This is a genomic window from Lacrimispora brassicae (assembly GCF_054772055.1).
The window spans coordinates 83994-104564 of sequence record NZ_BRYH01000053.1 but is presented as its reverse complement, the minus strand read 5'-3'; the positions used below and the strand labels follow the sequence as shown (position 1 = coordinate 104564).

Sequence of the window (20571 nt, the reverse complement as noted above, 5' to 3'; positions counted from 1 at the left end):
CTCTGGATTTTTTCGTTTCAAGGCATGTGGAATCCATAGTTCTGATGCAGATGAATCTCCATTTCACAGACAAATGAAATACGAGTAAATAAAACCTTAAATTATTATTTGCCTTTAGAAAAAAGATACAAAAGATATATTTGAGGATTGTGGAAAAGAAACAAAAAATATCATTTTTTTATTTGATTATTGACACATAAAACAAAGAGGACTAATATAAGACTATACAAATTAATTAATTAGTATATACAAATAACGGAGGATACAGGGAATTATTTCTGCTTAGATGTATCAGGTAAAGAAAGGATGGAAGTGGAATGGGATTAAAACAAGACTTTTTGTGGGGAAATTCAGTTTCAAGTATGCAGACGGAAGGGGCCTGGAATGAGGGGGGAAAGGGGATGTCTGTATATGATATCAAAGAAGCATCTGAGTTTGCTTCTGACTGGAAGGTAGCTACAGACAGTTATCATCGGTATAGGGAAGATTTCGATTATATGCAGCAGATGGGCATGAATTGTTATCGGTTTCAGATTTCATGGAGCAGAGTGAATCCTGAAGGAGACGGCCCGTTTAATGACGAGGGAATTCAGTTTTACAGCCAATTCATTGATGAACTGATTGAACGTGGAATTGAACCGATGATATGCCTGTATCATTTTGATATGCCTCTGAATCTTGCCCGTAAGTATAATGGATTTCAGGACAGGCGCGTCGCAGAGGCATTTGTGAAATATGGGAAAGAGATGATGAAATGCTTTGCTCATAAGGTGAAATATTGGATTACCTTCAATGAACAAAATTTATACCATATTTCGGAAGCATTTAAAATCAGCGGTTATATGAAAGGAGACCGTAGTTTAGAAGATTTGTATTACATACAGCACCATGTAATGATGAGCCATGCATATCTCTCCAATTATATGCATCAAAACTACCCGGATTGTAAAATCGGAGGAATGGTGGCATATCAGGAGATTTATCCGGCTACTTGTAAACCGGAAGATATTTTTATGGCGAGGAAACTGGATGAGTTTTTGAATCATAATCTGATGGAAGTATTCACAAATGGCAGATATTCGGAGGAAGTAATTTCTTTTATGAAAGCCAATCAACTGATGGGAGTCATCCAAAATGGTGATTTGGAAGAATTAAGAAAAGTGAAAAGTGATTTTCTTTCCTTTAGTTATTATGCCAGCACAACAGTAAGCAGTGAACTTGTGTCTTCCACAACGCCTGTAAATTTTTATATGGATGAGGCAAAGCAGTCAAATCCGTTTTTAGAGGCAACTGAGTGGAATTGGCAGATTGATCCTTTAGGATTCCGAAATATTTTAAATAAACTCTATAATCGCTACAGGCTTCCTGTTTTTCCGGTTGAAAATGGGATAGGTGTAATTGAAACCTGGGATGGAGAACATGAAATTCAGGATGATTATCGAATTGAGTACCATAAAAAACATTTGCAGGCAATGAAAGATGCCATACAGATAGATGGAGTTGATGTAATTGGCTATTTAGGATGGGGGCTGATTGATATTTTAAGTTCCCAGGGCGATATGCGTAAAAGATACGGGGCTGTTTATGTAAATCGGGAAAATCATGAATTAAAAGATTTGAAAAGAGTTCCCAAAAAAAGTTTTTGGTGGCTGCAGAAGGTGATTAAAAGCAATGGAGACGGTTTGTAAAAATATTTGTCAATATAACTATTATGATATGTTGGGGAGGTTATTGCTTATGTCTGAGAAAACAAAAAAAGTTTCATTTATGGACCGCTTTACGAGATTTGCAGTAATGCTGGGAAGTCAGATTCATCTGAAATCTTTAAGAGATGCGTTCGCTGCTGTTATGACGTTATTTATTTTGGCGGGTATTGCCGTTCTTATCAACCATGTGATTTTTCCCATTTTTTTAAGCGGAGAAGCTCTGACCAGCGCTCAGTACTGGGGCACTGTGCTTGTAAACGGAACACTAAACATATCAGGCTTGTTGATTTGTCCTGTGATTGCCTATTGTTTATCAGGTAATAAGAATTACAGAGATCCTCTTGCTGCAGCAGTAATTTCTATGGCGGCATTAATTATTATGATGCCCTCTACAGTGATGATAACGCCTTCATCCGGAGGAGAAGCAGTCGCAGTATCCGGTGTTCTTACTTTTGGAAATTTAGGAACGACGGGAATGTTCGCAGGGATTATTATTGGTCTTGTGGCTACAGAGCTTTTCATATTTTTTTCTAATATTAAAAAACTTCAGATTAATTTAGGTGAAAATATTCCGCCTGCAGTAGGCCGGTCATTCAGTGTGATGCTGCCTGGAATCATCGTTCTTTCTATTTTTGGTATATTATCAGCTATTCTTTATGTGTCATTTCATACAAATTTGGTTACATTGATTGCCACATTGATTCAGGAGCCGTTGAGGAAAGTAAACACAAGTTTGTTGGGAAGCGTATTTATTTACAGTTTTGGTAACTTTTTATTTACATTGGGAATTCACCAGACGGTAGTAAATGGCGTGATTCTGGAGCCTTTGCTTCTGGCAAATATGAATGAAAATATGCTGGCTTTTGCTAACGGGGAGGTGATTCCCCATATTATTAATTCTACCTTTATTCCGACTTTTGGCATGATTGGCGGGACCGGAAGTACCATTTCTCTTCTTTTAGCTACTTTTCTGTTGGGAAAATCAAAGGTCACAAAAGATGTTGCAAAATTATCGGTTGCGCCAGGATTGTTTAATATAAATGAACCAGTTATCTTTGGGTATCCGATTGTGTTTAATGTGACAATGATGATTCCGTTTGTTCTTCTTCCGGCAATTGGTATCATTGTAGGATATTTTGCCACCGCAATCGGATTTATGAACCATTGCGTGGTAATGATACCATGGACGACACCACCTATATTAAGCGCATATCTGGCTACAGGAGGTGATATCCGTGCAGTAGTTGTTCAGATGGCAATTATAGCAGGAGGGGCATTTTTATATCTTCCCTTTATGAAAATAAATGAAAGAGTTATGAGTAATATTGCCGAAGAGCAATAGGTTTTTGACTTGCTATATGGTATAATAATATCCATTCAGAGACTCAATTCTTTTCATACAGGAATGCGGAAAGGAATCGCTGCTTCAGTAAAAACAGAACAGGGTGGATAAGTGGATATGTCAAAGTATAAAGAGATTGCAGATGAATTGAAACAAAGAATTTTATCAGGAAAATATAAACTGGGAGACCCACTGCCGGATCAGGTCAATATGGCAAAAGAATTTAACACAAGCAGAGTTACCATTCAAAAAGCCCTGCAGATCTTGTCGGTAGGGGGATTGGTATATAGCAAGCAGGGGTCTGGCACATATGTAAGAAAAAATGCCCTTCAGTTGACAGGATATGATACCAGATTTGATGAATATTCGGGCTATACAAAGAAATTTGAATCGATCTCCACAGTTAAGAGCCAAATAATTAAGTTTGATGTGCGTTTTCCAACGAATGATGAGTGTGAAAAGTTGTTAATTGAAAAAACCAGTCCGATATATGATATCATAAGATTCCGTCTGATCGATAATGAACCCTTCGCTTTGGAATATACCTATATGCCAATTGAAGTGATTCCAAACATAACGGAGGAGATCCTGTATCATTCTATCTACAGTTATATAAAAGAAGATTTGAAGCTGGTTTTTGGCGGCATAAACAGAAGGATTAAGGCAAGCAAACCGAATGAATACGATAAAATATATTTAGAGTGTGAGGAAACAGATCCGGTTTTAGAGGTAGAACAGGTAGTTTGCCTGGACAGCGGTATCCCATTTGAGTATTCACGCACCAGGCACCGTTATGATAAAGGAGATATTATAGTAACCAGCATCCATAATTAATAATTGGAAAGGGATAATAGTCTTTTGGAAGCCCATAAGGTACAGACCAATTTAATTCAAAAAGAAGTAGACGCAAAGGGTGAAACAATAGAAATATTTGCTGTGTCTATTTCGGAGGCTTCCAGAGAAATCAACAATGTTGATATAGTCTTATTAGGCCCACAAGTCCGATATCAAAAAGATGATATTGTAAAGATGGCTGATAATCATATCCCGGTAGAAGTGATTGATATGCGTGATTATGGGACCATGAATGGAAAGAAAGTATTGGAAAATGCGTTAGATAAGATCAGATAAATATATAATGCATCAAGTCAGGCAGAGGGTGTTGAGAACAAAAATCTTGACACCCTGTTTTTATTATTCAAGTAAACGGGAGGTCGTCAATCGTCCGTTAGATTATTTCAGTATGTGCTTTTTGAGATGTTGACCAGAGTGTTTTCATAAATACCCCGTGAATTTCCATAAAAACAAGCGAGAAGGAGCTGAGCACAAGGAATTGTTCAATCACTTGTGCTCAGCTCCTTTTCTATTGTTTTTTCATTTCATTGTTTTTTATTTAATCCAGGATTCCTCCATGAGATCAACAGTTTTCTCTTCAACGGCCGGTTCTCCTGACTCATCTTCCGGCATCTGATGCCAGTCATTTTCCTCTTTGACCGCACCATTCTGCCTCTGGGTGGAATCCTCCACACCGGTTTCCTCAAAAGAGCCGCTTTCCTCTAATGCTTCCTTTTCATTTTCTTTCAGAATATCATCCGTATCCCTTTCCTCAACCGGAACTTCATTCATCGGATTTTCTTCTTCCGGAATCCCCTCCGGTTTTTCTTCTAAAGACTTCTCCCCTTCTTCTTCCTTAAGATCCTCTTCCGCTTCTGCATCTGGTTTTTCCAGGATTAATTCCACTGTTTCCATAGCCAGGCGATTTTGAATTTCCGGAGCTGTCACCGTTATTTCATATGGAGCATAATTGGAATACCCTGTATACAGTATCTTTATGGAATGCTCCCCTGAAGTAAATTTCTTTGCAAAAATAGTCAGGCTGTAGGGTGAAGGATATGTACTCAAACTGTAATCCGTATCACGGACCAGCTTTTCCCCATCCAGGTAAACAGCAATGTAGGAACCGCTGAAATAGCCCGATGTCTCAGTAGAAAGCTGCAGATCCCCATTTTCCAGCCACTCCTCTTCTATTTCCGGCACGTTCTGGCAGGGAGTAAAGGTGAGGGTGCAGGAACGGTATCCCGGCACTGAAATTGTTACGGTATAGCCATAGTAATAGGATAAGGAATCCTTTAAATCAATGGTTAGCTGATCATCAGAGCTTCTGGTAAATCCGGTAACCGTCTGACTGGAGGAAGAGCGTTTTACGGAGATGTTGGACTGGTTCAGAGAATCCCACCATTCCTGGTCCCCATTATCCACATGCAGGACAATTGCTTTTTCCTTATCCAGGGAACTTCCCATTTCTATTTCCAGCTTTGGTGCCGATTTAGCAGCAATATACCGGCCAAAGTTCATTTCTACCTTTTGGTAGGCTTCATTATATAAAACAAGATGGTTCTCCTCTTCCGTAAGCAGCGCAGCAGGGATATAAATCAGCTTATTTCCGCTTGCCGTGTATCCTGTACCTTTCCCCAGCACGGTCCCATTTAAGGACACGGTTACCTTGTCATAAAAATAAGAATCGCCGGCTGACAGTTCCAGGCGTCCTTCGTCATAATTAACCGTGCCTGTAACCGCAACTGTATTCAGAATTTTCACTTCTGTCTGGGCCGTCCGGTAACCATCGGCTTTTACTGTGATCGTATAAGCTCCGGAATAGGAAAAGTTACTGGCATTTAAAATCAATCCATCCGCTGTTTTTGTATAACTGGCTGCGCTTGCGGAAGAGCCGGACGAGCTTGCCACAGTTACTGAACGGATCTTATCCAGCCATATGCCTGCCTCTCCTGATACCTCCACAGCCACATCGCTTCCTTTTGGAACGGATACTGCCTTAAGTACGGGAGCTTCCAATGGAACTGCCAGTTCTGCAGGAGCTGTCCCTTCTAATGCATTTATAGCATAGGAAGATGCATAAAGCTCAATGTTATATGGTTTTCCAGCAATAAAGTTATGGGCAAAAATTTCAATCCCCTGGTCGTAGGAAACCGTATAATCGGCGCTTTCTCCCTTTTTCAGCTCCGTCCCGTTTAAAATCACCTTTGTCACATTGGAACTTAAATAAAGAGCATTGGAAGAGCTGGTAAGATTCAGGCTGTAATTTTCCAAATTCCATTGCTGCGTTACGGCAGGCGGCGCTTTTACGGGAGTAAAGGTTATGGTTACTATGTCATATCCCGGTACGGCGATCTGCATGGTGTAATTGTTGTAAGAAGACATTGCAGTCTTTTTCCCAGTGACCGTAAAGCTGTTTTCCTCTTTTGTAAGAGAAAGATCCGATACGCTTCCATAGGATGAGTATGACAGCTTCAAATGGCTTGCTTCTAATGCCTGGAACCATTGCATTTCATCGCTTCCATCCTGGAAGGCGCCGGTGTTAAATACCATGGAGTAAGAGCCGTCTATGACCTGGTTCACCGTAACGGACGGTGCCTTCTTAGGTGTGACAAACCCTGCAGGAGACTCCACCTCAAAGCTGGTATTCTCGTACCCGTCTGCCTGAATTTCAAACGTATTTTTCCCGTTTACCAGATAACGGTAGGAAATATAAAGACTATTGATATCATTTGTAAAACTGCCGGATTCCAGCCGGTTTCCATTTACGGTAACTGCTTTTACCCTGTCAGCATAGTAAGCAAAATCCGCTTTCAACTTTAACCGGCTATTGCTGTCATCCCATGTGGGTGTAAAGGCCGGAGCCTTTTCCACTACAGAAAGAGTGGCTTTCACATCCCCGAATCCAAAGGAATGGATCGTAACCTCATAAGTCCCGGTGTAATTCATGGGGCCGCTGATCGCCTCCACTCCCAGAGTCATGGTTTTCCCATCTGCGGACAAGGTATTGTTTTCCTGATAATAGTGGGTTTTGGTTTCGCTGTATGGAATCTCAATCTCAGTTATGGAGCGGTACCAGGATTCATTTTCCTCACTAAGCTGTATGACCGCACTTTTTCCTTTTAAAGAAGGGGAAATGGACAGCTCCGGCGGGTTGGTATTGTCGGTTTTTCCTGTTAAAAGCTCAACTTTTGTTCCGTAACCGCCTTTGTCTGTCAAATACTTCACATACCTGGGCAATTCCCCGGCTTTTTTCCAGCTTCTTGTTTTAAGGTCTTTCGCCTCTGTACTAAGAGTTAAGTCCTCATTTAACACAGTCAATTTCTCCAGGGGTTCCCATTTAGACAGAAAAGCCTCTACAGACGAGGTTTTGATCCCCAGGTTATCTGCAATTATATTATTTGCCGCCAAATCAAACAATACAGCAATTGCGGTCGTCTCTTCTTTTCCCTCCAGACTGGCAGGAGGTGCGGCAGTAGCACTTGCCACCGCATCCGCGGCAAAGCTCTTAAGAGAGGCGGCGCCCCGGTTATCTTCCGTCACCAGGATATGGCTTTCTTCCTCTTCCAGGCTTTGGCTCTGCACCTTTGCCGGATCCTGGTCCTGTAGGTCATCTACCGTTGTTGTGGAGGATTTTATGAAGATGGCATCCCCCTGGCGGATAAATTTCACATACTGGGTCAGGGGAATGGTTGCTTTTGTAAGCACCACATAGGGAAGATCAGATGGAAGGGAAAGGTTTGCCTCGATTTCCTCCTTCTCTGCTACAGTGCTCTTACCTGCCTCTTTCAGCGAAATCACAGACACCGTCCAATTTCCGGAAGTTATGGCAAGAGTATGGGTATTTTCATCCGGCAAAGGTATTTTTACCGTCCTGCCCGAGGTTGTCACAGGGGTAACGGATTGTGTAGCGTCTTTTCCTGCTATGGAGTAATGGAATTTATCCATGCCCTCTGTCTGATCAGAAAAAGATATTACGGCATAGGGCAGCCCCAGGACAGATACAATACCGCTTTGTTCCAGGATAACAGGATTTTTGTTTTCCCAGGGATTCTCTCCTTCCCCCGTTCCATTATTTCCGGAATTCCCATTTCCGCTGTTTCCTTCCCCTGGTTGATTGTTTCCTTCCCCCGGTTGATTGTTTCCTTCTCCTGGCTGATTGTTTCCGTTCTCTCCTGTATTGTTATTCCAGCCGGTTTTGTCATCCGAACTGCTGTCATCGTAGGAATTCCGGGATGAGCCGCCGTTCCAGGCTCCGCTGCCATCCACATAGTATCCGTCAGGAGTGTAACCATTTACTATAGCTTTTCCCGACTGCTTATCCAGATAATACCACTTTCCATTGATTTCTTTCCACCCGGAAGCCATAGAACCATCCGGTTCTAAGTAATACCACTTCCCGCTGATTTCCTTCCAGCCGGAAGACATGGTACCGTCTGATTCCAGATAATACCACTTCCCCTCAATCTCTTTCCAGCCGGAAGCCATGGTACCATCCGCCCCCAGATAATACCACTTCTGCGTCCCATCCTGGTACCAACCCGTTCTCATGATTCCGTTCTCATCAAGATGATACCATTTGCCGTCATCTGTTTTCAGCCATGAATTCCTCTGTTTCTGGCCATTTTCCAGAATATAGTGCCACTTATCTCCATCCTGCCTCCACTCCCCAGCAAATGGCTGGATGGTAAACACCAGGTTCATGGCAGTCAGAGCCGCCAGTAATTTAACCATATTTCTACTTCTCATACATTCCTCCTTGCACATAATCGAAGTTAGCTTCAACTAACTAATGCATTATATAATACCCTCAATTATTGGGCAAGCTGATAAACGAGAAAAATATTCAACTGATATCTAGTGATAATTAATCACCATTAAAAAAAGCAGGAAAACCGTAAAGCGGTTTACCTGCTTAAAAGTCAGTTTTAACCCTTAATTCCTGTAGAAGCAATTCCCTCCACCAGATATTTCTGCATGGTTAAGAAAATCAGAAAAATAGGAACCAGAGAAAAGGTTGCCATTGCAAACATTGCGCCCCAGTCTGAACCGGCTGTTGGGTCAGAAAACATCTTTAATGCATAGCTGACCGGATATTTCATGGGGTCGCTTAAGAAAAGCAGAGCCGTCATGAAATCATCCCATCTCCACATAAAGGAGAAAATGGCACTGGTCACCAGAGATGGCTTAACGAGAGGGAGGATAATCCTTATGAATATGGAGTATATGGTGCATCCATCCATTCTGGCAGCCTCATCTAAATCAATGGGAATTCCCTTTATAAACTGCACATTTAAGAAAATGAAGAAGCCCTGACCAAAAAACTGAGGTACAATGATTGGAAGATAGCTTCCCACCCATCCCATTTTGTTAAAAATAATATACTGGGGAATCATGATGATCTGGAACGGAAGCATCATGGCTAGCAGCATACATGCGAACCAGAAATCTTTAAACTTAAAATCAATACGGGCAAATCCATAGCCTACAACGGCGGAAGAAACCACCGCCCCAACCGTGGAAAGGCCTGCAATGATAAAAGAATTCTTAAAAAATATGCCAAAACCATAACCGGCAAAACCCTGCCAGCCTATGCGGTAGTTTTCAAGGGAAAATTTATCTGGCAGCAGTTTGGCCGCAGTCCGGAATATTTCATTGGAGTTCTTAAAGGAACTCATCACCATCCACACAAGGGGATATATCATGACACATGCCAGCAAAAAGGTGAATACATGATAAACCACTGTGGTGGCTATTCTTCTTTCTCTATATCCTGTTTTCATATTTTGTCACCCTTCTGATTCATAATATACCCATTTCTTCTGTGTCTTGAAAAGTATAAAGGTCAAAAGCCCAACTACGAACACCATGAACCATGCCATTGCACAGCCGTAGCCCAGCTTATTATAGGTAAAGGAATTCTGGTACATGTATACTGTATAAAACAGTGTGGTATCCTTTGGTTTTCCCTGGGTGATAATATAGCTTTGGGTAAATGCCATAAAGCCGTTGATCAACTGGTTAATAAGGTTAAAGAAAATCGTTGGTGTCAGCATTGGAATCGTGATCTTAAAGAAACGCTGAATGCCATTTGCCCCATCCACGGTAGCCGCCTCATAAAGACTTATGGGAATCTGCTTTAACCCGGATAAAAATATGAGCATGGAAGAACCGAATTGCCAGACAGCAAGGATAATCAGGGTCCAGATAGCCGTATCCGCTCTTCCCAGCCATGCAATGCCGGACGGCAGTCCAACAATATTTAACATTGCATTTATTACGCCATCACTGGCAAACATCCTCTTCCAAAGAATGGCAACAGCCACACTGGAGCCAATGATGGAAGGAAGATAATAAACAGCTCTGTAAAAACCGGACAATCTGGTGGTTCTTACAAGCAGCATCGCTACAAGCAGAGCCATTAAAAGCCGGAGAGGAACCGAAAACAGAACATAGTACATGGTCACGCCAAATACCTTCCAAAACTTTGGATCCGCTGTAAACATGGCCTTGTAATTTTCCAGACCTATAAAAACCGGTGATTTTAAAATATTATATCTGGTAAACGAAAACCCTAAAGAAAAAATCATGGGAACAGCCAAAAAGGCAAGAAAGCCTATGATGAAGGGCAGGATAAATACATATCCTGCAACCTTCGGTGTGTTCATTATCTGGGAAAATGATTTTTTTCTTTTGGGGATCATTTGATTGTTCTTCATCTTAATTCCCTCCAGACTTTTATGTCACTATTTCGCTGCTTCTTCCAAAATCTTTTTCGCTTCAGGCACAAAGCTGGCTGCCGCTTCCTCAGCGGTTGTATCACCATAGCGGATTGCTTCTACCACACTCTTGGTCAAAGCCTCCACTTCGCCCTTACCGGCTGGATCTGGTTCATCAATGGGAACCGCGATTTCTGAAACCTTTGCAACATAGTCAAATACCTTCTGGGCAACAGCATCTACCTTTGGTTTAATCGCTTCCGCTACCTCAGTATTAACTGGGATTCCTCTTTCTGCCATAAGGATTTCATTGCATTCCACGCTGTTGGTGAACCAGTCAAGGAACTTTGCAGCTTCCTCTTTGTTCTTGGAAGTTTCAGCAATGGAGAAGAACTGGCTTGGCTTTAAATACATATTCTGCGTACCGTTTGTCAGAATCGGGTTCATAGTTACTTCTAACTCTCTTCCGGCTGCGTTTGAAAGGCTGATAAACTGATTGGAATATGGAAAGTCATTCCATGTGGTTTCATCTACAATCGGCTTTGTTTCAATGTTATCCGGATTCTTTTCAACCAGAATATCTGGTGCAATGGAAAATTCTGCTTTTTGGAATTTCTCCACATTGGCGAAATGTATCTTCGTAGAATCTTCTTTGCCGGCAGTCAACTCATCGAATATATGGGAACCATTGGTTCTTGCCGTCATCTGCAGCATATTGATCCAGCCATCATAAGCGGTCTTTACTCCTGTTTTCTCGTAAATGGTCTTGGAAATATCATATAATTCATCAAAGGTCATCTGCTCAGGAATGGTCACTCCCGCCTTTTCTACAATGGCCTTATCATAAACCATCAGAGGCGCATTGCTTCCAAGACTGAGAGCATAGCATTTTCCATCGATAGAACCGCTCTCAATGATGCTTACCGGAATCTTTGAAGTATCAATGACGCCGGAGGACATGAATTCGGATAAATCAGCCAACTGTCCGCTCTTCTGGTACTGGTTTAAGTAGGAATAGTCCATCTGGATAATATCCGGTAAGTTGCCGCCTGCTGCCATAGCAGAAAGCTTGTCCCAGTAACCGCCCCAGTCAGTAAACTCAACCTTGATCTCCACATTTGGATTTTTACTCATGTATAAATCCGCAGCTTTTTTTGTTACGTCATTTCTGGTCTGATTGCCCCACCAGCAAATGTTTAATGCCACCTTGTCTCCTGATGCTGTCTTTGCGCCGTCATCTGCCTTTGCGGTTGATGCCTCTGTTGCGGCAGCCGCAGTCGTTGCGGTATCCACTTTTTCTGTTTTGGAACCGCAGGCGGTTAAAGATGTTGCTGCAAGCAATGCAGCAAGTGATGTTGCTAATAATCTCTTTCCCACTTGTAAAACCTCCCTTTAAATTTATTTGTGATATCCACATTTTATGGCAAATATGCACAACGGTAAAGTTAAAATATGGCTTTTTATGATTAAAAAAACGGCTTTCTGTAATATTAGGCTGTTTTACAATTTCCTTTTTTACATTTTTACTATATAATACGATTACTTGGGAAAGGATATGTGATTATGAAGCGATGTACGTTCTGGTTTAACAACTTGTCACTATACAAAAAAATATTGACCATTTTCCTTCTGGCTCTCCTGGCGGTTTGTATTACCTTCCTGATCAGCATCAGGATTCTCACTTCCCGCTATAATGAGGAGCTGTACCGCACCAATGCCAATTCCTTAAATCATGTAACCTCTTATCTGGAATCGGAAATACAACTGATCCAAAGCATATCATACAACATGATCGGTGATCCCATCCTTCAGAATAATCTGGTATTTTTAGATGAGAAGCCTTACAGCAACCGCAGGGCCCAGGCGCGTCAGGATATTTACCAGCAGCTTTATTCCTATGCTTACCGCAGCAAATATATAAAATCCATTAACATTATCCTGACTGACGGAACGAATATATGTATGGGAAGCTCTGATGAGATCCTTAAATTTAACCTAAAGGAGCTTGACGAAACAACCAGCAGCCTAAAGGGAAAAGCCACCTGGGCTCCGGGCATAAAACCGGGAGACGATACGGTATGCGCCAGGCAGATATTAAAGATGAAGTATTTAAGCTTAAAAAAGCTGGCCGGGCTCTACATTACGGTGAACATGGAGCGAATGATTGAGGACGGCTTAAAAAGTGCCGGGAGCCTCGTGGAAAACTCCAACTTCATCCTGATGTCGGGGGATAAGAGGCTTTACCCTGCAACTGCCTTTCACGACGAGTACTGCGCGGAAATCATTGCCGGCAGCAAACAGCAGGAGAACGCCTACCTTATTTCCACACTGGATAATAAAAAGGAATTTATCATTTCCGGCCATCTCCCCTTTGTGGGCTGGGATTATATTTATTTCAGGGATTATGATCCGCTTTTTTACAGAATTCAGCTTGTGAGCCTTCAGATCATTATATTTACCTTCTTTATCATATTTATCACCGCAACCTATGTCAACCTGATTTTCCGCCATATCTTCCGCCACCTGGACTATTTGATTGAAAAGATCCAGAAGTTTGGCAGCGGGGAGTCCCTGGGCTGTGATGTGAAATGTTATGACTATGAAAACCGCCAGGACGAAATCGGCCAGCTTCACCGGAGCTTTGATGAAATGACCCACAGCGTCAAGGTCCTGCGGGATGAAAATTATGACAAGCAGCTTCTGTTAAGGGATTCCACCATTAAGATGCTTCAGCAGCAGATCAATCCTCACTTTTTATATAATACCCTGGATACCATCAACTGGATGGCGCAGAAATACGGAGCCGATGACATCTCTGTTATGGTCCGTTCCCTTGGGAACTTATTTCGGGCCTCCATCGCCGGACAAAAAGATATCATCCCCCTGAAAGATGAGCTGGAGGTACTGGATAATTACATCCGCATTCAGGAAATACGTTTTAAGGACAGGCTTCACTTTGAGCTTAAGATCCCGGGGAACATTACCCATATTTCCGTTCCAAAGCTCTGCATTCAGCCCCTGGTTGAGAACGCCCTAAAGCACGCCATGGAGGATACTGATGAGATGTGCAGGATCCAGGTGGTCATAGAGGAAATGGAGAAAGATTATGAGATCCGGGTGTCCAACACCGGTTCCCGGTTTGAATCGGACCTTTTAGAAAAGATCAGGCACAAAGAGATCAAACCACAAGGCTCCGGTGTGGGCCTGACCAACATTCATTCCCGGTTAAAGCTGCTCTATGGGGATCATTATGGCCTGAAATTTTATAACGAAAGAGATATGGCAGTGGTCATGCTGTCCATTCCTAAGGAAACCCCCTGCGGGGATACCTCTACACCCGATGAAGCGGGGTGCGCTGTGTCCAAAAAGCGTGGACAGTAATAAGGAAACCCCCTGCGGGGATACCTCTATGTCCAAAAAGCGTGGACAGTAATAAGGAAAAGGAGATTTGATATGCTGAGACTGATGATTGTAGATGATGAACAGATTATAAGAGAGGCCCTTTCCCAAATGATCGACTATGAGTCCATCGGCTATGAGCTTATCGCCACTGCGAAAAACGGGATGGAGGCCTACGATATCATCTGTGATGATTATCCGGATGTGGTGATTACCGATATCCGAATGCCCATCCTAAACGGCCTGGATTTAATTGAACGTTCCATAAAATCGGATTCCAATATCACCTTTATCCTTCTTTCCGGCTACAATGATTTTGAATATGCCAAGCAGGCTATGAAATACGGGGTCCGGTATTATCTTTTAAAACCAACCGATAAAAATGAGCTGATCGAATCTCTGGTCTCCATAAGAAAAGAACGGCTTCAGGAAGAAGAAAGCAGGAAAATGCAGCAGGAGGATTTCTTAAGAAGCCTGCATTTTCCCCTGGAACAGAGCTTTATTATGGAGGCACTGGAACACCAGGATTCCTTTCCGGCCGTATTCCGCAAATACCATAGCCTTTTATCCCTTCCGAAGAACTGCATTTATGCCTGCATCTGTTCCTTTGTGGAAGAAAGCTATTTAAAAAACTTTATCTGTGACGTTAGAAAGCTTTTAGAAGCTTCCAAGGTTCCCCTGCAGTTTTCCATACTTTATGTAAAAAATACTGCGGTCCTCATATTCCCGGCCTTTACCCTGGCAATCCAGGAACGGATGGAAAGCGCCATAACCAGGCTCCGGTATCCTGGCCAGTCCGTCACCTTTGAAGCAGAATTTCTTCACAGGGATTCAGCCGAAAAGCTTTTTCAGGAGATCATTCAGAAGATTTCCCGTTTTGAACGGATTCTTCTCATGGGCGAAGGAGGAGAAGTCCATGAAATCAGAAACCACATCGCTTCTCCCTGGATGATCAGCCGGCTTGAGGACTCCATAACCTCTGCTGTGGATACCATACAGGCTGCAGAGCTTCTTGACTCTGTTTTTATGGACTCCATCCCCTTATCCACTGCAAGAAACCTTGCATTGGGCTTATTCCTTCAGACGGGATTGGAACGGGAAAAACTTCCCGTTGATGCTGCCTGTGATTTTTTCCGGCGTCTTTACTCCTGTGAAACGGTGTCCGGCATCCGGGAGCTTCTTCGTGTGGTGCTGGTCCAGAAAGACGCAGTGTGCGGAGCTCATAAGGCAAGCTCCAACATCGCCCTTTTAAAAGCCTACATCAGGGAACATTTATACTCTGAGAATCTTTCCCTAAAGTGGCTGGCTGAAAATTACCTTTTCGTAAGTGTAGGATACTTAAGCAAGCAGTTCGTAAAGGAAGAGGGGATGCGTTTTTCCGACTACTTAAACAAGGAGCGAATGGAGGAAGCTCTACGGCTGATGACCTATTATCACAACGATAACATAAAGCATATTGCCCGCCAGGTGGGATTCGGCAGCAATCCCCAGTACTTCAGTCAGGTATTTAAGCGGTATACCGGCCTTCCGCCCACCGAATATATAGAAAAGCTGAAAAACAAACTTTAATCAAACATGGAAAAGGAGAAAAATAATGATGACAAATGAGCAGCTACTTGAAAAAATCCATCTGGTTGTGGAAAAACTGATGAATCTTGGAGGATATGACTATGATAAGGACAAGGCCGTCAGCAGCAATGACACAAAAAGGGGACTCATCCAAAGGGATTTCGGCATAGAGGAATGGGACTGGCCCCAGGGTGTGGGACTGTACGGTTTATACAAGCTCCAGGAATTTTACGGTGACGGCAGGTATCTTCCGTTTTTTGAGAAATGGTACAGCGGCCACCAGAAGAAAGGCCTTCCATCCAAAAATATCAACACCACCGCTCCGTTTCTTCCCCTGTCCTGTTTATACGGAAGCCTTAGCAATCCGGAGACGTTTTACGATCTGTGTGTCCAGAGGGCTCAATGGCTCATCAATGACCTTCCCAAGACTCCTGACAACGGGTTCCAGCACGTAACCAGCGCCATTGGGAACCGGGATGGCATAAGCTTAAACAACGGGCAGATCTGGGTGGACACTCTGTTCATGTCCGTGCTTTTCCTAAACAACCTGGGATACATATCCGAAAATCCTCTTTGGAAGGATGAAGCCCTTCACCAGTTCCTGGTTCATATCAAATATCTCTTTGATAAGCAGACCGGCCTCTTCCACCACGGGTTCAGTTTTGAACCCATGGACAATTTCGGAGGTATCTTCTGGTGCAGAGGAAACTCCTGGTTTACCTACGGCATCATGGAATACTTAGATACCTGCGGAGACGGATTAAACGATGGGGTAAGGGCTTTCCTGACCGACACCTTTAAATCCCAGGCAGCCGCCCTTTTACGCCTCCAGTCTCAATCCGGACTGTGGCATACGGTTCTCACCGACGATTCCAGCTATGATGAAGTCTCCGGCTCCGCAGCCATTGCTGCCGGGCTGTTAAGGGGAGTAAAGTCAGGGATCCTTGACGGCTCTTATAAGGCTGCGGCCGACCGGGCCATTGAAGCCATCTGCGTCAATATTTCCCAGGATGGAACCGTGTTAAACGTGTCGGCGGGTACCGGAATCGGCATGGATTCCGATCATTATAAAAACATCGCCCTTATGCCCATGGCCTACGGACAGGCCCTTGCCCTGACCGCTCTGTGTGAGGCTTTGCAAAAGGATTAACCCTCCGGCAATGATGGGGGAAAAACGAAGGAACATAGCCCTGCCCGCTATGTTCCCTGGTTTCATGATTTTCCCTTAATCCGTCCCTTCCGTCACCATGTGTCACCTGGCTCCTCCTGCGCTCTTTCTGTATTTTAACGGCCTCATATCCGTGTGTTTTTTAAATACCCGTTCAAAGTAGGTAACGCTCTCAAATCCAAGAATCTCTGATATTTCCGTTATGGAATACCCGCTGCTTGCCAGAAGCTCCTTTGCCTTTCTCACTCTGGCCAGGTTCCGGTATTCATTTACGGAAAATCCGGTCACCTCCCGGAAGATCCTGCTTAAATAGGATTTGCTGATATAAAAAGCCTCTGAAAGCTCCTCTAAGCTCTTTCCTGTCTCACAGTGAAGGGTTAAATATTCCGCCACTTCATGGACCTTTCCGTGCTTTGCGGTCTGCACCCTGAGAGGCATCTCCTTAAGCAGGTTTTTCTTCCTGCACCGGAGTACCATCAATAATATCTGGGATAGCTTCAGCCTTACCATCACCTCATACCGCTCCCTCCTGTGGATCATTTCCTCAGAAATCCCCAGCAAAAGTTCCTTCATTTCCTCCCACTCTCTTTCAGAAAGCCTGGCAACTCCATAATAATCCCCAAATATTTTATCAAGGGATTGCAGCCCTGTATTTTTAAGCCATGGCTCCAAAACTCTCCCCTTTAGCTGGAGAAGTATCCTGTCGTGGCGTTTGCTTCCCGCCTGGCTTGTCTTGTGTACCTGCTCCCTGTTTATCAGAACCACATCCCCTGTTTTCACATGATAGGTTTCTTTCTCTATGAAATAATACCGTTCCCCTTCCAGAAGAAAATACAGCTCATAGGTATCGTGAAAATGCTTCATTGTCATAGAATATTCCTGATCCCGGACCACCCGGTCAATGGTGATTCCTTCCATGCTTTCCGAAAATATGGTTTTCTCCATTCTACCCTCCATAATAGTAGCCAAAAGTATGATTTTATCAAAAAAAGTCCCAATTATATAAGATTTATAATACTATAATCCATTATAATATAACTTATCTGAACTTGCAATGCAAGTGAAGATAAAAGGGGCGTTTTTTGCCCCGTCCATCCGATCATCGAAAGTGCTCTTTACTTTCGGTAATATGCAATACAGAGTCAGGAAACCTTTTATGAAACGAATTCTTTTAACAGGAGGAAACCCTTATGAAATACGGGAACAATAAAGTCAGCGATATTAATATCGCCTACATCGGAGGCGGCTCCAGAGGCTGGGCCTGGACCTTTATGACAGATCTTTCCATGGACGATTCCTTAAGCGGTACCATCCGTTTATATGACATCGACCAGGGGGCTGCAAAAAACAATGAGATCATAGGCAGCAAGCTGACAGGCAGAGAGGAAACCACCGGAAAATGGAATTACGTCACCGCCTCTTCCTTAAAGGAGGCCCTGACAGGCTGTGACTTCGCAGTCATCTCCATTCTCCCCGGGACTTTTGATGAGATGGATTCCGATGTACATCTTCCGGAGAGGCTAGGAATCTACCAGTCCGTAGGCGATACCGCAGGCCCGGGAGGAATGATCCGCGCCCTCCGGACCATCCCTATGTTCGTGACCATTGCAGAAGCTGTAAAGGAATATTCCCCCGATGCATGGGTCATCAACTACACAAATCCCATGTCCTTGTGCGTAAAGACTCTTTACCATGTATTCCCCCAGATCAAGGCTTTTGGATGCTGCCATGAGGTCTTCGGCACCCAGAAGGTCTTAAAGGGAATCTGCGAGGAAACCTTTGGCTTTGAAAACGTTGACCGCCGTGATATCCATGTAAACGTTCTGGGCATCAACCATTTTACCTGGTTTGACCAGGCCTCCTACAAGGGAATCGACTTATTCCCTGTTTACCGGAATTACATTGATGCCCATTATGAGGAGGGCTACAATGAACCTGACAAGAACTGGGCAAACAACAGCTTTGAATGCGCCCACAGGGTAAAATTTGATCTCTTCCGCCGCTATGGCCTGATGGCTGCTGCCGGTGACCGCCACCTTGTGGAATTCATGCCGGGAAGCGAATATTTAAAAGACCCGGAAACCGTGAAGAGCTGGAAATTCGGCCTTACCACCGTTGCCTGGAGAAAAGAGGATTTGAAAAAACGTTTGGCCAAGAGTCACCGTCTTGTAAACGGGGAAGAGGAAATTGACTTAAAGCCATCGGGAGAAGAAGGGATTCTGCTTATTAAAGCCCTGTGCGGCCTTGAAAGAACTGTCAGCAATGTCAATATCCCGAATTCCTTTTTACAGATCCCGAATTTGCCTGCTGATGCCATTGTTGAAACCAACGCCCTCTTTGACAGGGACAGCATTAAGCCGGTGGCAGCAGGCTCCATACAGTCAAATGTCCTTGAACTGATCATGCCCCACGTTGCCAACCACCAGCGCATTCTGGAAGCAGCCCTTACCTGTAACCGTTCCCTGGTGTACGAGGCCTTCTTAATGGATCCTCTGGTAAAGGGCCGGGCAGGAGGAGAAGAAATCAAAAAGCTGGCAGACGATATGATTGAAAATACCATGGCCTATCTGCCGGAAGGCTGGAAATAATAAGGGAATAACATAAGGAGCGGCTGCAAAAAGAGGATCAGATCCCAGATACTCTTTTTTGCAGCCACTCCGTATTTACCTTTGGAACCTTTCGGCTATTTTCCCGGAAACAGCCCGGTTATTTTAATGAAACGTTTATTTTCCCAGAAATTTCAGGGTAAAATGCGCCTCTCCCTGGCCATCGGTCTCCATAATCATGTAGGATGGCTTTCTTCCCTCCTGCCGTGGATAGGAAAGGCTGCCCGGGTTTAAGATGATGATCCCGTTATGTACCTCATAAAAAGGCTTGTGGGTATGGCCATACATAGCAATGTCAAGACCTCTGTCCGCTGCCTCCTGTTCCAGGCGCTCGATTCCAAGAGATACATTATAATAATGCCCATGAGTCAGTAAAGCCCGGTATTTCCCTATTTTCACTTCCCGTTCCCGGTCCAGGTCTGAGAAAAAATCATTGTTGCCAAGGACCATCTGAAGCTCACAGCCGGCAGGGACCCAGCCAGCGATTTTATCTTCACTGCCTTCCGAATCTCCCAGATGGATCAGCATGTCAAGTGCCTTGGTTTCTGCAATGATTTTCTGTAAACTCTCATCTTTGCGGTGTGTATCACTGACAATCAGTACTTTCATGATTCTCCCCTCCTGTAAAAATTTCTATAAGCTGACCCTTCATGGCCTCCAGGGCCTTTCCCCGGTGGCTGATTTTATTCTTCTGTTCCAGGGTGATCTGGGCGCTGGTGGCTCCGAATTCCGGTAAATAAAGGATCGGGTCATAGCCAAAGCCGCCCTCTCCGGCAGGCCGGTGGGCCAAAAGCCCTTCCATGGATTCTTCCGTATGAAGTACCTGCCCATTGGGGAGAACTGCAGCGATATTGCAGACAAAACGGGCACTTCTTTTTCCGCCCTTTGCATGGGCGGCCCTGTCAAGAATATTCTGGTTTTTGATCTCATAGGGAGTATCCTCCCCCATATATCTGGCGGATAATATCCCAGGCTCTCCGTTTAAGCAGTCCACCACCAGGCCGGAATCATCTGCAAGCACGGTCCCTCCGGTTTTTTTCCACACTGCCATGGCCTTTATCTCGGCATTTTCCCCAAATGTACTTCCATCTTCCACAATATCCAGGTCTGCACCGGCTTCTTTCATGGAGAGGACTTCCATTCCCAGGTCCTTAAGGATCTCCCTGATCTCCCGCATTTTCCCTTCATTCCCTGTGGCAAATACGATCCTGTTATCGTTCATTTCTTC

15 protein-coding genes are annotated in these 20571 nt (G+C 43.8%); 8 read left to right on the top strand and 7 right to left on the bottom strand.

What is annotated here, in order from left to right:
* Positions 1-317: 317 nt before the first annotated feature.
* From ACYVD3_RS24105 to ACYVD3_RS24090, 4 genes are all read left to right on the top strand, one after another.
* The gene (locus ACYVD3_RS24105; protein ID WP_460645043.1) at positions 318-1688 is read left to right on the top strand and encodes a glycoside hydrolase family 1 protein; all 1371 of its coding nucleotides are present in this window, start codon (positions 318-320) and stop codon (positions 1686-1688) included.
* A gap of 49 nt (positions 1689-1737) precedes the next feature.
* The gene (locus ACYVD3_RS24100; protein WP_460645042.1) at positions 1738-3048 is read left to right on the top strand and encodes a PTS sugar transporter subunit IIC; all 1311 of its coding nucleotides are present in this window, start codon (positions 1738-1740) and stop codon (positions 3046-3048) included.
* A 117-nt stretch (positions 3049-3165) separates the two neighbouring features.
* Positions 3166-3882: a GntR family transcriptional regulator gene (locus ACYVD3_RS24095; RefSeq protein WP_460645041.1), complete on the top strand. Its 717-nt coding sequence runs from the start codon at positions 3166-3168 to the stop codon at positions 3880-3882.
* 24 nt (positions 3883-3906) lie between these two features.
* Positions 3907-4179 carry a PTS sugar transporter subunit IIB gene (locus tag ACYVD3_RS24090; protein ID WP_460645040.1) on the top strand — a complete coding sequence of 91 codons (273 nt, stop codon included), beginning with the start codon at positions 3907-3909 and terminating at the stop codon, positions 4177-4179.
* Positions 4180-4437: 258 nt separating this feature from the next.
* Here the strand turns inward: ACYVD3_RS24090 and ACYVD3_RS24085 are convergent, their stop codons facing one another.
* From ACYVD3_RS24085 to ACYVD3_RS24070, 4 genes are all read right to left on the bottom strand, one after another.
* A complete protein-coding gene (locus ACYVD3_RS24085) occupies positions 4438-8631 on the bottom strand; it encodes a hemoblobin-interacting domain-containing protein (protein ID WP_460645039.1) in 4194 nt (1397 codons plus the stop codon).
* Positions 8632-8810: 179 nt separating this feature from the next.
* On the bottom strand, positions 8811-9665 hold the full coding sequence (locus ACYVD3_RS24080; protein ID WP_460645038.1) for a carbohydrate ABC transporter permease: 855 nt from the start codon (positions 9663-9665) through the stop codon (positions 8811-8813).
* Positions 9666-9671: 6 nt separating this feature from the next.
* Entirely contained in the window at positions 9672-10601 is a 930-nt protein-coding gene (locus ACYVD3_RS24075) for a carbohydrate ABC transporter permease (protein WP_460645037.1), read from the bottom strand.
* 27 nt (positions 10602-10628) lie between these two features.
* Positions 10629-11978 (bottom strand): ABC transporter substrate-binding protein, encoded by a 1350-nt coding sequence (locus ACYVD3_RS24070; RefSeq protein WP_460645036.1) that lies wholly within the window; start codon positions 11976-11978, stop codon positions 10629-10631.
* Between the two features lie 186 nt (positions 11979-12164).
* On the opposite strand from ACYVD3_RS24070, the gene ACYVD3_RS24065 reads away from it, so the two are divergent.
* The 3 genes from ACYVD3_RS24065 (at position 12165) to ACYVD3_RS24055 (ending at position 16719) form a co-directional block, all read left to right on the top strand.
* The gene (locus ACYVD3_RS24065; protein ID WP_460645035.1) at positions 12165-13982 is read left to right on the top strand and encodes a sensor histidine kinase; all 1818 of its coding nucleotides are present in this window, start codon (positions 12165-12167) and stop codon (positions 13980-13982) included.
* A 72-nt stretch (positions 13983-14054) separates the two neighbouring features.
* Positions 14055-15569, top strand: a complete 1515-nt coding sequence (locus ACYVD3_RS24060; RefSeq protein WP_460645034.1) for a response regulator — start codon at positions 14055-14057, stop codon at positions 15567-15569.
* A gap of 28 nt (positions 15570-15597) precedes the next feature.
* Complete coding sequence (locus tag ACYVD3_RS24055; protein ID WP_460645068.1) at positions 15598-16719, top strand: glycoside hydrolase family 88/105 protein; 1122 nt, start codon at positions 15598-15600, stop codon at positions 16717-16719.
* Positions 16720-16821: 102 nt separating this feature from the next.
* On the opposite strand, the gene ACYVD3_RS24050 is transcribed toward ACYVD3_RS24055, so the two are convergent.
* Positions 16822-17682, bottom strand: coding sequence for an AraC family transcriptional regulator (locus ACYVD3_RS24050; protein WP_460645033.1), 861 nt, complete (start codon positions 17680-17682; stop codon positions 16822-16824).
* A 245-nt stretch (positions 17683-17927) separates the two neighbouring features.
* Between ACYVD3_RS24050 and ACYVD3_RS24045 the strand changes: the two genes are divergently transcribed.
* Positions 17928-19325 (top strand): family 4 glycosyl hydrolase, encoded by a 1398-nt coding sequence (locus ACYVD3_RS24045; RefSeq protein WP_460645032.1) that lies wholly within the window; start codon positions 17928-17930, stop codon positions 19323-19325.
* Between the two features lie 135 nt (positions 19326-19460).
* Here the strand turns inward: ACYVD3_RS24045 and ACYVD3_RS24040 are convergent, their stop codons facing one another.
* Both ACYVD3_RS24040 and rdgB read right to left on the bottom strand, forming a co-directional pair.
* Positions 19461-19952: a metallophosphoesterase family protein gene (locus tag ACYVD3_RS24040; RefSeq protein WP_460645031.1), complete on the bottom strand. Its 492-nt coding sequence runs from the start codon at positions 19950-19952 to the stop codon at positions 19461-19463.
* On the bottom strand, positions 19930-20565 hold the full coding sequence (gene rdgB, locus ACYVD3_RS24035; RefSeq protein WP_460645030.1) for an RdgB/HAM1 family non-canonical purine NTP pyrophosphatase: 636 nt from the start codon (positions 20563-20565) through the stop codon (positions 19930-19932). Before rdgB ends, ACYVD3_RS24040 begins: the two co-directional genes overlap by 23 nt.
* Between the last annotated feature and the right edge of the window lie 6 nt (positions 20566-20571).

Coding starts and splice junctions, on each gene's coding strand:
- ACYVD3_RS24105 (WP_460645043.1), top strand. CDS start 318: ATGGGATTAAAACAAGACTTTTTGTGGGGAAATTCAGTTTCAAGTATG.
- ACYVD3_RS24100 (WP_460645042.1), top strand. CDS start 1,738: ATGTCTGAGAAAACAAAAAAAGTTTCATTTATGGACCGCTTTACGAGA.
- ACYVD3_RS24095 (WP_460645041.1), top strand. CDS start 3,166: ATGTCAAAGTATAAAGAGATTGCAGATGAATTGAAACAAAGAATTTTA.
- ACYVD3_RS24085 (WP_460645039.1), bottom strand. CDS start 8,631: ATGAGAAGTAGAAATATGGTTAAATTACTGGCGGCTCTGACTGCCATG.
- ACYVD3_RS24080 (WP_460645038.1), bottom strand. CDS start 9,665: ATGAAAACAGGATATAGAGAAAGAAGAATAGCCACCACAGTGGTTTAT.
- ACYVD3_RS24075 (WP_460645037.1), bottom strand. CDS start 10,601: ATGAAGAACAATCAAATGATCCCCAAAAGAAAAAAATCATTTTCCCAG.
- ACYVD3_RS24065 (WP_460645035.1), top strand. CDS start 12,165: ATGAAGCGATGTACGTTCTGGTTTAACAACTTGTCACTATACAAAAAA.
- ACYVD3_RS24060 (WP_460645034.1), top strand. CDS start 14,055: ATGCTGAGACTGATGATTGTAGATGATGAACAGATTATAAGAGAGGCC.
- ACYVD3_RS24055 (WP_460645068.1), top strand. CDS start 15,598: ATGACAAATGAGCAGCTACTTGAAAAAATCCATCTGGTTGTGGAAAAA.
- ACYVD3_RS24050 (WP_460645033.1), bottom strand. CDS start 17,682: ATGGAGAAAACCATATTTTCGGAAAGCATGGAAGGAATCACCATTGAC.
- ACYVD3_RS24045 (WP_460645032.1), top strand. CDS start 17,928: ATGAAATACGGGAACAATAAAGTCAGCGATATTAATATCGCCTACATC.
- ACYVD3_RS24040 (WP_460645031.1), bottom strand. CDS start 19,952: ATGAAAGTACTGATTGTCAGTGATACACACCGCAAAGATGAGAGTTTA.
- rdgB (WP_460645030.1), bottom strand. CDS start 20,565: ATGAACGATAACAGGATCGTATTTGCCACAGGGAATGAAGGGAAAATG.